The sequence below is a fragment of the Pedobacter nutrimenti genome (assembly GCF_032678445.1).
In the GTDB taxonomy this organism is placed as follows: domain Bacteria; phylum Bacteroidota; class Bacteroidia; order Sphingobacteriales; family Sphingobacteriaceae; genus Pedobacter; species Pedobacter nutrimenti_A.
The window spans coordinates 216,802-230,124 of the sequence record NZ_JAVTSQ010000002.1 but is presented as its reverse complement, the minus strand read 5'-3'; the positions used below and the strand labels follow the sequence as shown (position 1 = coordinate 230,124).

8 protein-coding genes are annotated in these 13,323 nt (G+C 42.8%); 2 read left to right on the top strand and 6 right to left on the bottom strand.

Annotated elements, in window-relative coordinates:
- Nucleotides 1-7: 7 nt before the first annotated feature.
- A complete protein-coding gene (locus R2S08_RS03765; RefSeq protein WP_316833916.1) occupies nt 8-1,591 on the bottom strand; it encodes a glycerol-3-phosphate dehydrogenase/oxidase in 1,584 nt (527 codons plus the stop codon).
- Between the two features lie 321 nt (nt 1,592-1,912).
- Here R2S08_RS03765 and R2S08_RS03760 point away from each other — a divergent pair, with 321 nt between their 5' ends.
- Complete coding sequence (locus R2S08_RS03760; RefSeq protein ID WP_316833915.1) at nt 1,913-2,683, top strand: DeoR/GlpR family DNA-binding transcription regulator; 771 nt, start codon at nt 1,913-1,915, stop codon at nt 2,681-2,683.
- 7 nt (nt 2,684-2,690) lie between these two features.
- Here the strand turns inward: R2S08_RS03760 and R2S08_RS03755 are convergent, their stop codons facing one another.
- The gene (locus tag R2S08_RS03755) at nt 2,691-3,158 is read right to left on the bottom strand and encodes an Lrp/AsnC family transcriptional regulator (protein ID WP_133779261.1); all 468 of its coding nucleotides are present in this window, start codon (nt 3,156-3,158) and stop codon (nt 2,691-2,693) included.
- A gap of 362 nt (nt 3,159-3,520) precedes the next feature.
- Here R2S08_RS03755 and R2S08_RS03750 point away from each other — a divergent pair, with 362 nt between their 5' ends.
- Nucleotides 3,521-4,381 (top strand): RNA polymerase sigma factor RpoD/SigA, encoded by an 861-nt coding sequence (locus R2S08_RS03750; protein ID WP_316833914.1) that lies wholly within the window; start codon nt 3,521-3,523, stop codon nt 4,379-4,381.
- 34 nt (nt 4,382-4,415) lie between these two features.
- On the opposite strand, the gene R2S08_RS03745 is transcribed toward R2S08_RS03750, so the two are convergent.
- The 4 genes from R2S08_RS03745 to R2S08_RS03730 form a co-directional block, all read right to left on the bottom strand.
- The gene (locus R2S08_RS03745) at nt 4,416-6,926 is read right to left on the bottom strand and encodes a family 20 glycosylhydrolase (RefSeq protein WP_316833913.1); all 2,511 of its coding nucleotides are present in this window, start codon (nt 6,924-6,926) and stop codon (nt 4,416-4,418) included.
- Nucleotides 6,927-6,997: 71 nt separating this feature from the next.
- Nucleotides 6,998-8,605, bottom strand: a complete 1,608-nt coding sequence (locus R2S08_RS03740; RefSeq protein ID WP_316833912.1) for a RagB/SusD family nutrient uptake outer membrane protein — start codon at nt 8,603-8,605, stop codon at nt 6,998-7,000.
- A gap of 24 nt (nt 8,606-8,629) precedes the next feature.
- Nucleotides 8,630-12,037, bottom strand: coding sequence for a SusC/RagA family TonB-linked outer membrane protein (locus R2S08_RS03735; protein WP_316833911.1), 3,408 nt, complete (start codon nt 12,035-12,037; stop codon nt 8,630-8,632).
- Nucleotides 12,038-12,175: 138 nt separating this feature from the next.
- Nucleotides 12,176-13,141 (bottom strand): FecR family protein, encoded by a 966-nt coding sequence (locus R2S08_RS03730; protein WP_316833910.1) that lies wholly within the window; start codon nt 13,139-13,141, stop codon nt 12,176-12,178.
- Between the last annotated feature and the right edge of the window lie 182 nt (nt 13,142-13,323).

The window sequence follows — 13,323 nt, the reverse complement described above, 5'->3', positions numbered from 1 at the left end:
GGATTTTTTATGGGGTATAGGGTTCCAGTAAGTAAGACTGGGCCAGCCTTCTGAAGGCGGTGACCTGATCTTGTTTCCACTGTTGGTCCCGGTTCAGTTCATTGGCCATCAGCTCCGCGACAATCGGCGCCGCATCTATGGCCGCTCTTGCATCCAGGAAAAGTGCCCGTACCCTTCGGGCCAGAATATCTTCAATGGTCCGGGCCATTTCATGCCTGACGCCCCAGATCACTTCTGCCTGGAGAAAGGGCAGGCGGGGATGCAGTTTTTCTTTCCAGGATGGATGTTCGTTCCCGAGTTCCAATACTGCTTCCTGGTCACTTCCGTAAATATAGAGGTGATTCTTTCTGTCTACATTTTCCATACTGCCATGAATAGACAGTTGCTTTGTCCTGGTTTCTGCGGGGTTTAGTTTTCCAATTTCTATGGCTTTATCAATGGTGTCTTCCCCCATTCTTCGGTAAGTGGTCCATTTGCCGCCGGTAATGGTGATCAGGCCAGACTCCGTTACAATTAATTTATGGCTTCGGGAGATCTCCTTGGTTTTTGAAGAATCGTTTTCTGGTGCAGCCAATGGGCGCAGACCTGCAAAAACACTGAGCACATCTTTCCGGGTTGGGGCTTTGCTGAGGTACTTTGCCGCGGTGCGCATAATGAAGCTGATCTCTTCTTCCAGCGCCACAGGTTCCAGGCTATGTTCGTTGAGCGGCGTGTCTGTGGTGCCTACCACCAGTTTGTCATGCCATGGCACGACGAAAAGAACCCTTCCATCGTCCGTTTTAGGGATCATAATGGCATCTTCACCTGGTAAGAAAGATCTGTCCAGCACCAAATGTACACCCTGACTTGACCGGACCAGAGGTTTCTTTCCCGGTTTGTCCATCTGTAAAAGATCATCTACAAAAACTCCCGTCGCATTAATGACAGTTTTACCTTTGATGTGGTAGGTCATCCCGGATTCTATATCTGTTGCAGTAACACCTGCTGTTTTTTGCTGGGCATTTTTGATCAGGTTAACCACTTTAAAATAGTTCAGTATCGTTGCCCCTTGTTCCAGACTGGTCTGCATCAGGTTTACCGCCAGGCGGGAATCGTCAAACTGTCCGTCGTGGTAAACCACACCACCATAGAGTTTCTTTTGCTGAACCGTCGGAAGTCTCCGGACCACTTCTTCTTTAGAAATATGCTTTGCGCGGCCAAAGCCGAGTTTACCAGCCAAAAGGTCATATAAAGTGAGCCCAATGGTATAAAAAGCACCACCCCACCATTCATAATTAGGAATAATGAAAGACTCATTTTTGACCAGGTGAGCAGCATTTTTTAACAACAGTCCCCTTTCGTAAAGAGCTTCCCGAACCAGTCCGATGTCACCTTGTGCCAGATAGCGTACACCACCGTGGACCAACTTGGTGCTGCGGCTTGAAGTGCCTTTAGCAAAATCAGCCTGCTCCAGCAATAGCGTTTGGTAGCCTCTGCTTGCAGCATCGAGTGCAGCGCCCAGGCCAGTAGCGCCTCCGCCAACCACGATAACATCCCAGAGTTTCTCTGGATCGTTTAAGTTGCTGATCAATTCCTTCCTGTCCGTCGTCATAATTTCTGCTTCTTAGGTAGATGAAGAAACGAGTTTCGTTTCCTTGTGCCAAATCTATAAAATAAAACAATTCAAAACAAATAAAAAATAATCATAACCTTATTTAGTGTTTTTATTCCGTATTTATGGCGATTTAAAATAATATTGTTTCTTTTTGCATTAATTCGAAACAAAACGAAAGATTTGTATGTCTGATCTGGAAGGGAACGATTTAAATACAAAGAAGCGAAGAGATTTGTTTATTTTTGAAACAGAGATTTTGCATGCAGGTGAAACACCTTATGTTTTCTTGCAGGCGACCTTTAAAATGACCTTGATAAAATGAAGAGTATTACCCAAAGACATCAGTTGATTCTAAAAAAGCTGGAACAGACCGGTCATGTAAATGTTCAGGAGCTGAGTACACAAATGAAGGTTTCTGATGTAACGATCCGAAAGGATCTCAAACTTTTGGAAGATAAAAAACTGCTTTTTCGTACGCATGGGGGAGGTTCAAAGGTAAATCCTTATGCCAATGACCGGCCGGTAGCCGAGAAAGAACAATTGCATGCAGAAGAAAAACGGCTGATTGCCCAGGCTGCTGCAGACATGATTGGACACAATGATTCTATTATTATCGCCTCCGGAACAACCATGCTGGCGCTCGCCAGGTCTATTCATGCAGAAAAACACCTTACAGTAATTACCTCTGCCCTGAACGTGGCCCTGGAATTGTCGCATCACCAGCATGTGGAAGTCCTACAGCTGGGCGGCCAGCTCCGTCAAAATTCGTCGTCAGTAATGGGGCCATATGCTGAACAGATCCTGGCCGATGTGTCCTGCAGTATGTTGTTTATGGGCGTAGATGGTATTGATATGGAAATGGGACTCACCACCACGAGTTTGATGGAGGCCCGGTTAAACCAGCGAATGATGACCGCAGCGCAGGTTACAGTGGTGATGGCCGACAGCTCAAAGTTTGGTAAAAGAGGTTTGGGTAAAATCTGTACATTGGATCAGATCCAGCATATTATTACCGACAGCGGAATTTCTCCTGCATTGGTTGAAATGCTGGAAGATAAAGGCATCAATTTAACTATTGTGCAGCAATAATAAGGCTTTACAAAGGGAAGGCGGTATCGTGTTTGGCCTGAGAAAGCACCAGATAACTGTGCACATTTCCAATATTGGGCAAGCTGGCCAGCTTTTCTCTTAAAAAGTTGTTGTACGCGTGCATATCCGGTAAAACAATCTTCAGCATAAAGTCTACATTTCCGGTCAAATGATAACATTCCAATACCTCCGGGAACTGGGTAACCTGGTCCTGGAACTGACGCAGAACGGCTTCTGTATGGCTGGTTAAATGAATATGCGGGAAAGCAATAAAAAGAGGATTGATCTTTTCCTGGTCGAGCAGGGCAACAAATGCTTTGATATAGCCCAGTTCCTTCAGTCGTTTCATTCTCTGAAAGATAGGCGTTTTGGACTTTTTCAATTGTTTGGCAAGCTGGTCAATCGTTAAATGAGCATCTTTCTGCAATAAATTTAAAATTCCTTTATCTGTTTCGTCAAGCGTGGAAATATTCATAAAAACCTATGTTAGTTGATGGGTTAGTGTATATAAGCAACAGGATAAGGCTAATAATGAGTGGTCAAATATAGAGAAAACAAATGTTAAACTGCAAATTTTTTAGGGCTTTGCAAGCTGTTTCGGGAAGTGACTTAAAATAGCATAGTGTACTTTCTGTTTCTCTCTGCCGGATCCGGCCTCTGTTTTGAGCCATTAGAATAAAATTTTGTATGTAAAAAAAGCAGCGATTTAAATGAAATTATATTCGGTAAAGTGAATCTAAACAAGTCGTTTTTTCTAAAGTTTTCCATTTGTTAGGCAATACGTTCTAAACCCTGCAGATTTGTTGCAAGATTAATTACTTGATAATCAACAGAACCATGAGAGATCTTAAAATTGAAAGGTCAATAACCAACCGCGATTCAGATTCTTTAAACCGTTATTTTACGGACATTGGTAAAATTGACCTGGTCTCTGTGCCGGAAGAAGTTCTGCTTGCTGCTAAAATCAAAGAAGGCGATCAGGCTGCTTTGGAAAGACTGGTCAAAGCCAATCTGAGGTTTGTGGTCTCCGTCGCCAAGAAATACCAGAACCAGGGCCTTACCCTTGGAGACCTGGTCAATGAAGGAAACCTTGGTCTGATTAAAGCAGCACATCGCTTTGATCACACCAAAGGATTTAAATTCATTTCATTCGCCGTGTGGTGGATCCGTCAGGCCATGATGCAGGCCATCGCAGATCAAAAACGGATCATCCGTTTACCGCTGAACCAGGTGAACGGGATTATGCAGGTCAACAAGGCCGTAGCAGAACTGGAGCAGCGTTTTGAAAGACTGCCAACTTTAGAAGAGCTGTCAGATTATACCGAGTTGGGTACAGATAAGGTGGTAGATTACATGGAAAATGCAGGTTTATCCCTGTCTCTTGATGCCACGGTAAGTGAAGAAGTGGGTTTTTCCCTTTTAGATACCTATGTGAACAGGGACAGCCCAGCGGCCGATGCGGAAATTCAGGGCGTTTCCCTTTCGCAAGAGCTGGCCAGAATGCTGGGCAAACTGCAACAGCGCCAGGCAGAAATTCTCAAACTTTATTACGGACTGGACGGGAGAGAAGTGACCGGGATGGATGATATCGCTCATATGATGAAGATCTCCAGGGAGCGCGTACGTCAGATTAAAGACACCTCTATCCGCAGTTTGCGGGAAATGCTGAATAAGAAACTCATGATGGAATACAGATAGTCATAAAAAAGGGCATGTATAATGCCCTTTTTTATTATTGATGAATCGTAATGGTTTTTCCGGATCTGCCTGCCAGATTAAAGACCGCCATTTTGATGGTGCCTTTTTCCTTAACCGGACCCGTATAAGTTTTGCTCTTCCAGTTTGGCTGACTGCCATCTGTAGTGTACTTGATCACAAAGCCCGGGATTTGGCTGTTCGCCTCTACAGCGCCTCCATGAAGCACCGCCCCCGGACCTGGGATTCTATATTTAAAACCGCCGGCATAATAATCCAGTTTTGGCAATTCTCTTTTTCCTATGGTGTTCATAAATGCAGACCAGGCCTCCTGATATAAGCGTTCAGATTTCTTAGGGTCCTGTTCCTGCGCCCATTCCGGATCTTTTGACCAGGCACGCTCTGCCAGACCCAATAGTTTTGGAAGGATCAGGTATTCCATCCGTTCCGATCCTTTACTCACTTCACTAAATAGAGCAGCCTGCAGACCAACAATATTTTTCCTTCCCTTTTCGCTCAGCTTTTCTTTGCTGTCGAAAAAATCAGGTGGAAGTACATTTCCCATGCGGTCTGAGGTCGTGTTCTTGTAATAATTATAAGGAATAAAGCTGAAGGGTTTTTCTACATCGATATAGCCGCCCCAGTAATAACCAGGCTCGTCAAAGGATTTCTCATAAGCCATGTCAAAATACATATTGCTTACCCCAGACAAGACCACCTGGAAACCTTTGTTCGCAAATTTGTAGGCCAGATCTTCTTGTCCCCAGCCTGTCATATTGTTCCAGATGTCCAGGTGTACATTCTTACCCAGCATATCCTCATTAAATACCGTTTCTTTCTGTCCGTCCTTCATCACTTTGCGGGTGGCAACCTCTTCCCAGGCACTGAGATAGAGCCCTTCTGCTTTTAAAATCTGGTCTACCTTTTTGTAATAGTAACCCCAAAGGTCATCGGTGGTTTTTATAGTGGTATCCTGTTTCATCAAAGCCTGTACGGCAGGTGATTTCTCCCACACGCCTGCAGGAACTTCATCTCCACCATAATGTATGGTTTTTAATGGCGCACCGGCCTCGGTATACATAGATTTAATTTCCCGGGTGAGTGTTTCAATAAAATGGTAAACAGAAGGCAGGGCTACATTCATCACATTATCGTTCCAGTATTGAACAGAGCGGTATTCAGACTGATCTTGCGGATCGTGAAGTAAATACTTGGGGTCATTTCTGGCCGCCATGGCCTTGATTGCTGCGCGTGCATGCCCCGGGGATTCAATTTCCGGAATCACCTGAATATGTCTTTCCGCAGCATATTTTAAAATATCCACAAAGTCAGCCTTACTGTAATATCCGGTTCCATAAGAACCCTGGATTGCCGGGCCAGAACCCAGAGAAGGCTGTAAGTGTGTCTTTTCATCTAAGGTATGGCCTCTTTTGCTGCCAAAGGTAGTGAGTTCGGGCAGGGCAGGAATTTCCAGACGCCAGCCCTCATCGTCATTCAAATGAAAATGAAGCGTGTTCAGTTTGTATAATGCCATCAGGTCCAGCAATTTTAATACTTGCTTTTTTGTCTGAAAATTACGGGCAACATCCAGCATAAAAGCACGGTAGCCAAAACGGGCCTGGTCAGAGACCTCAACACCCGGAACAAGAACTTCTGTTTGTTTTCCTTTAAATGCAGCGGGAGGAAGCAGCGTTTTTAAAGACTGGATGCCATAGAAAATGCCGGCCGGGCTGGAAGCCGCAATGCTGATGTTATTGTTTTTTACCGATAGCTCGTAAGCCTCTTCTGGAAGATCCTTTTTGTTTAAATGGATACTGGTGCCGGTTTTTCCACCGGTATTCAATAGGCCCTTCAGAAAATGTTGCAGATGGCCAGATTCAGACTGGAAAGCCGGATCGGCGACGACAACAGTGCCCGAACTGAGCTTAAATACAGCAGAAGTTTCTTCGTAATGCGCCGGTGTAGGGAAGATTTTGACCTTTGGTTCCAGATCTTTGATCTTCCTGTTCTCCTCAAATGTAAGGGCTGGCGTGTTAAAAGGTACATGATCAGTGGCATTTCGCATGATCTGCTTGTTTTGCCTGGATGGAATGGCCTCCACAGAAGGAAGTACATAATATTTTGCGGGTTCATTATCTCTGATGAGATAAAAACCAGCAGGCGCATCAGTGGCATTCACCAGCCAGTCGCCCGATACAAATTCAGTTCTTAAAGAGGCACCCGGTTTCAGGCCTTTGAAATCCGGTAAAGGTTCTATAAGGAAAAAATCGCCGTTGATAGGTTTAATGGAAACCCCTCCTGTTACAGGTTGTTCTTTTATAGGTCTTGCAAAGTTGAAATAGATCTTCCAACCTTTTGAAGGCAAGCTTTCCTGTTTCGAAGTGCGGATGGTAAGTGCAGATCTGGTTTGGTTAATGCCTTTATAATTGTTCTCGAGGATTTCCCAACTCAAGTGCAGATTCATAAGTTGATTCTTTTGAATGGTTTGCGAAAATAGGGGGCTTGTGAAGCAAATGGAAATCAAAGTCAGGTATACAGTCTTTAGCATAAGGCAAATTTAAACAAAGGAAGGTAAAAAAAATCCCCGCCTGAGCAGGGATTTTTTAGAGTTAATCCTATTTAAAAATTAGGTTTGTTTACGTCCCACCATAATCTTGTTCCTCCATTATCAGGTCCGCCCAGTAATTGAACAGCCTTCTGAATTTCAGCCCCATTGGTAGAGTATTCGTTTTGTGGAAATGGCAACCTGCGGATTTGAATCTGGGTATCTATAGTTCCATTACTGTTATTATTCACAACAGGAAACAATTTAGGATATCCAGTACGGCGATATTCTGTCCAGGCTTCCTGACCTTCCGGGAACATGGCTATCCATTTTTGAGTGATGATCCGCTCTAATTTTTTCTCATTTCCAGCAGCAGGATCCCATTTTATGGTAATTGTTGAGACTGCAGGGGAATTGTTGTTTGCATTTAAAGGGTCAACATAAGCAATTGGCAAACTTGTAGCATCATTAATATAAGCGCCTGCAGCTACACCCCACTGATCCATAGAAGTTTGAATACCGGTGGTATAATTAGTTTGTGCGTCACCAGCACCGGGCCATCCGCGTAATGCAGCTTCTGCTTTTAAAAACCATACTTCAGCAGCAGTCATCATCATCATTGGTGATGTGGGAGTTACTACAGTTTGTATATTTAATACGGAGTAACCACCGTAACCAGGCTTGGCCGTTACTGGCGATCCAATACGAATGCCTTTATATTGCCCTGCAAAATTTTTATCTGTAGCCGGTGACGCGTATTTAGCTAAACGAGGATCCTTATAACCTGCCAAATAGGTTTCTACAGAGGCTCCCAGAGAAATGTCAGTCCAGCTTACTGTAATTACGTTCAATGGGTTATGGTATCCAGGACCTGAAATAGAAGCATTATCCAAATTTGTAGTCAGTACACCTCCATTAGCAGGATCTAACGCTTTTTGTGCCTGAGCCTGAGCTGTTACAGGGTCAACTTTTACAATGTGCATAGCTAAGCGTAAACGTAGGGAATTGGCAAATTTGATCCACTTGGTGTAATCACCAGCATACACCATATCGTATTGTTTGAAAGGAGTTTGGCCAGGATTAGCTTTTACAAAAGTATTCAGGTTGGTCACCGCTGTATCCAGTTCAAGAAAAAACTGCTTATAAATACTTTGCTGAGCGTCATAAGGTGTTCCCATTAAAGATTGTCCTGCAGCACTATAAGCTGCAGGGCCGAATTTATCAGTCAGCCTGTTCATGGTTTCCACTTTAAGAACTAAAGCGATACCCCAGAAATCAGGAAGTTTAGTTCTTGTTCCAGCCTTTCCAATCGCATTGATGGCAAAGAATGAGTTCGTATAAGAAGTAACAAAGATATTCTGGTTCCATCCGTCTACCAGGCTATAATTTAGGTTGTTGATGTTTCCTCTGAAAGGATTTGGAGACATCATATAACCTGCGTAACAGTCTGCATTTAAGTTTTGGTTCAGCTGATAATCACCTTCCTCCCCAAAAATAGCAGATTGAATACCAGGGTATACCAGTCCGATCTGAAACTTTCCGTTGCCTATACCCGTGTTATCGGTATTAAACTTCTCAAAGTCTTTTTTACAACCAGAAAAAACGAATACTGTTAATGCGAGGAAAGCTGCCAGAACAGCCTTGTATCCATTGTGTAGCATATATTTATAATGAGTTTTCATTGTCTTAATTTTAGTAGTGAACATTTATAAGGTAAGATTCAGGTTAAAACCGAAATTACGGGTAGCTGGTTGGCTAAATACGTCTACGCCAGATAATCCGTTTCCTGTAGACATGGTAACTTCGGGATCGAAAGGTGCTTTTTTATAGAAGTATAAAAGATTTCTTCCGATAACAGAAAACCTCATGCTCTTGATCGCTCCTTTAGTGAAGGGAATGGTATAACCTAAAGATGCCTCACGTAAACGGACTACTGTCGAACTATAGATGTAATTCTCTGTAATTCCATCTCGGCCACCAACAGAAGTATACCATGTTTTAGGATCAACACTGTTTATGGCTTTTCCAGTCACAGCATCTACACCATTGATACTCAAACTGCCCTGGTCTCTAGCTGCGCCAGATTCTTTGGATACCCCATATTTATCCAATACAGCTTGCGTAAGTGATAAGACCTGGCCTCCAAATTTTCCGTCTACAAGGAAGCTTAGTCTGAATCTTTTGTAATCGAAACTGTTGTTCCACCCTAACTGAAATTTAGGATTCGGGTTTCCAATGTAGTTATATCCACTGTTTACTAAGGGTTTGCCATCAGAACCAATCTGAATACGTCCCTGGTTATCACGCATAAAGGTAACTCCAAAAATATCTCCAAATGAACCATTTGTTCTTAGTTCCGACTGGTAAGTGTTGTTGCGGTTAGGTGTTAATATAAACTGATTGATGCCATCTTTCGAATCCACGTCAATTACTTTGTTTTTATTGGTTGATCCATTAAAAGAAGAGTTCCATGTAAAGTCCGAGTTTTTTATGACGTCATAACCCAGCATGAATTCAAAGCCAGAGTTCTGCACATTTCCTGCATTCACATAGCCTTGTGAATAAGTAGTGACAAAAGAAGGGATAACTTTGATAAACTGATTCTTGGTATTGGATTTATAATAAGTAAAACTAAAGCTTAATCTGTTTGCAAGGAAACGCAGGTCAGTTCCCAATTCATAAGAATTGGTTTTCTCAGGTTTCAATTCAGGAAAAGGAGCAACAGAATTTAATAGTACACCACCGCCACTGTTAAAGTGTGTTAAAGGATAAGTTACATAGTTAGGAACCGTGTTACCTACCTGCGCATAGGTGCCTCTTACTTTTGCATAAGAAATAACTTCAGGCAAGCTGAACATCTGATTTAAAATGAAAGATAAGCCAGCTGAAGGATAGAAGTAGGAATTGTTAGGTGTAAATGCAAGGTTTGACGACCAGTCATTTCTTGCTGTCAGTGTTAAGAAAGCCCAATCTTTATACCCAATATTGGCATTTGCAAAGATCGATCGTATTTGATTGTGATTATTTGGTAAAGTTGTGATTGGGGGACCACCAGCCGCAGAAGTAATGTTTTCAGGAAGGAAAATATTAGGAATGGTTAAACCAGGTGAAGTATAACTATTACTTGCATCCGGTCCAATCAAAGTACCAAATGTACTGGCATCAGTTATACTGGTACCCAGAACGCCGTCTACTTTAATATCAGATTTAGTGGGTATCGCAAAAGTCAGCAGTAAATCAGCATATTTCTGTTCTGTAGTCTGGTTACTTAGTAATAACTGCCCGTTTGGTTTTGCAAGTACGCCATTTGTATTTGCATATAAATCCTGCTCGTACACATCAGTGAAGCGGTCAATATTTCCACGTGCCTGTATGCTCATCCAGCTGGTTATGTCATATTTGACACTGGCGTTGATCAGGATACGGTTACGTTTGGCTTCATTTGGATTACGGTTCAGTATCCACCATGGATTTTGCTGCACATCTTCGTTGAAAGGCCAGTTTTGTGTTGGTACAGAGACGCCTTCTACCGTTGCCGGTAATTCAAACTGTTTGTATGGAGTAAGATCTCTTCCTCTTGGAAATAAATATAAACCGGTTAATGGATTTAAGTAAAGGCCCAAACCAGGACTGTTATTGATTTTTTGAGTGATGTAATTAAAGTTTCCGTCTACCGTTAGTTTATCGTTCAGAAAACGAGCGGTCTCCCGAAAGTTAATGTTATGACGGGACAACTTATTTGTAGGTTCAATACCTCTTGCTGTTGTATTGGCATAAGAGAAATAAGATTGTGCGGCTTCAGTTCCTCCTGATAGACTGATCGAGTTGGTTAAGTTTGTGCCAGTCTGAAAGAATGAAGATACGTTATCGCTTGCAGAAGGTATTTTTGCCCCCCAGCTATCTGCTCCGCCTGTTGTTTGTCCATAGCTGTTTTGAAACTGAGGTTTGTAAGCAATGTGGTCCATTGTAATGGAAGATGAAAAGTTGATGGTGGTTTTTCCCGCCTTGCCTTTTTTAGTCGTAATTAAAATGACGCCATTCTGTGCCTGGCTACCATATAAGGCAGAGGCAGAGGCACCTTTCAATACCGTAATACTCTCAATATCTTCCGGGTTAAGGTTGGAGATCCCATCACCGCCGTCCTGACTAGGGCTAATCGCTGTAGTACCCGCACCTCCCTGGCCCACATTTGTGCCAAAAGTATTATTTGGCTGTCCATTGGCATTTGAGCCATTAGAAATGGGTACGCCGTCAATAACATAGAGTGGTTGATTGTTTCCTCCGGCTGATTTATTACCCCTTAATATCACCTTTGCCGAGCCGCCCACTCCCGATGCACTTGGTGAGATGGTTACACCGGCAATTTTTCCATTCAGCGAATTCATTAAATTATCACTTTTTACCCTGGTGAGTTCTGAACCACCTATTTGCTGAGTAGAATAGGTTACCGATTTTTCTGATTTTTTAATACCTAAGGCGGTGACTACAACTTCTCCAAGTGCTTTAGAATCTTCTGTTAAAATTATATTTACTGAGGTACTGGTGATGGTTACCTCCTTGCGGGCATAACCTATATAAGTGACAATTAAGATATCACCGAGGCTGGCTTGCAGGCTGAAACGACCGTTAACATCTGTTTGCGTTCCGGATTTTGTTCCTTTTACAAAAACACTCACTCCAGGAAGAGCCTGCCCTGCGGCATCCCTGATTACCCCTGTAATGTTTACAAGGTTGATATTCTCGGTTAATTTAGGCATGCTTTCAGTATTCTGGGCAACACCAATATAATTTCCAACCAGTTTAAACTCCAGTGATGTTCGTTCTCTTAATTGGTTGAGTACTTCTGAAAGTTGTTGTCTCTTGATGTTCAGAGAAAGGGTAGGCAGGTTGCCTAGTACCTGTTCATCGTATACGAAAGTAACATTGGCCTGTTGTTCTATTCTCTTAAAGACTTGTTTTACACTTACTTTAACGACCTTAAAGTTCATTTCCTGGGCTTTAGTAGCTTTTGCTGCCAGGATGGTGGTAAAACAGATTTGTATGCCGATAATAATTGTAGAAATGCGCATGCATTTTCGGAGTATGGGCAATACTTTGCCGTAAAAATTTATCATATTTGTTCTAGGTTTAATTCGGTTAAACTGTAGCCTGCTGTCTATGGGTCTCAAGCATATATGCAGAGGCTAAATCATTTCCGGGGACACCCTGTGTTCCCGGTTCTTTCCTTTTCTTAGCTGCTAAGCAAGGTTTATCTATTTAATTACGGTTATGCTGTCATTGGCCATTTGATATTTAAAATGTTTGGTGAAGCTTAAGATCTGCATTACTGTATCCAGATGCTGATTGCTCAGGGTAATGGAAATGCGTTCATTAAGCAGGTTTTTATTGTCGACTGATATTTTGGTGTTATATTTCTTTTCAAGTACATGGAATACATTGCCCAGGTTTTCCTGTTCAAAGACCAACTGGCTTTTGCACCAGGCGTTTACTGCAATTTCCTTTGTAGGGATCCTGATGATCTGGTGGTCTAATTTGCTGAGCACGAGTTCTTGTTTTGGCGTCAGCATAATGGCTGGTTTTTTGGCTTCATTTTTAAGGGTGATGCCCACTTTACCTGTCACAACGTTCACTTTGGTGGTGCCTTCTTTCTGATAGGCCCTGACATCAAAGGAAGTGCCCAGCACGGTTACATTTAAACTTTTCGTTTTTACAATGAAGGGGTGTTTGTCGCGGTGTTTGATTTCAAAATAGGCGCGGCCCTCAATGAGTTCAACTGTACGGTTTTTTTGATCGAAGGTTTTAGGGTATTTAAATATCGAACCTGCATTCAGCCAGACTTTGGAACTGTCGGGCAGTACAATCTCTATAATTTTATGGTCGGGTACACTGACCAGTTTAGGAACTTCTTTTTTAGCGGCCAGTTGCCAGCTGAAGATACCAATCAGGAGCAGGGCAGCTGCAGAAACGGACCAGGTAAGCAGGTGTTTCCAGGAAGAGGTTTTTTGACCTTGCGGGGTTTTATTGTTGATTTGCTGCTGGAGGGTGTTCAGCATCCTTAGCCGGATTTGATCTTCGGTTTCCGGTATTTTGGTGTTTACGTGTTCTACCCAGCCGTCGTTGGTGGTGTCGTACCATTGGTTAAGTAAGCGCTTTTCCTCTTCGGTTGCTGTTCCTTCTAAATACTTTTGGGCTAAAAGTTTCAGTTCTTGTTTGTTCATCGTTTATTTAACCTGGTTTAATAGGATAGAGTCTGATAAAGGATAAACACCCTTAGTGCAAAATGAAATTTATTTGTGAAAAATCAATATACTCTTCGGAGACTACGCTTTCTGCGCGCCGCTTTGCGGCATGCTTCGAAAGCTGAGGTCTCCTCATGAGTAATATTGATTTTTCCTGTGCG

Excerpts from the sequence above, each read along its gene's own strand:
- R2S08_RS03745 (WP_316833913.1), bottom strand. The coding sequence starts at position 6,926 with ATGCTAAAGACTGTATACCTGACTTTGATTTCCATTTGCTTCACAAGC.
- R2S08_RS03750 (WP_316833914.1), top strand. The coding sequence starts at position 3,521 with ATGAGAGATCTTAAAATTGAAAGGTCAATAACCAACCGCGATTCAGAT.
- R2S08_RS03730 (WP_316833910.1), bottom strand. The coding sequence starts at position 13,141 with ATGAACAAACAAGAACTGAAACTTTTAGCCCAAAAGTATTTAGAAGGA.
- R2S08_RS03740 (WP_316833912.1), bottom strand. The coding sequence starts at position 8,605 with ATGAAAACTCATTATAAATATATGCTACACAATGGATACAAGGCTGTT.
- R2S08_RS03765 (WP_316833916.1), bottom strand. The coding sequence starts at position 1,591 with ATGACGACGGACAGGAAGGAATTGATCAGCAACTTAAACGATCCAGAG.
- R2S08_RS03760 (WP_316833915.1), top strand. The coding sequence starts at position 1,913 with ATGAAGAGTATTACCCAAAGACATCAGTTGATTCTAAAAAAGCTGGAA.
- R2S08_RS03755 (WP_133779261.1), bottom strand. The coding sequence starts at position 3,158 with ATGAATATTTCCACGCTTGACGAAACAGATAAAGGAATTTTAAATTTA.
- R2S08_RS03735 (WP_316833911.1), bottom strand. The coding sequence starts at position 12,037 with ATGATAAATTTTTACGGCAAAGTATTGCCCATACTCCGAAAATGCATG.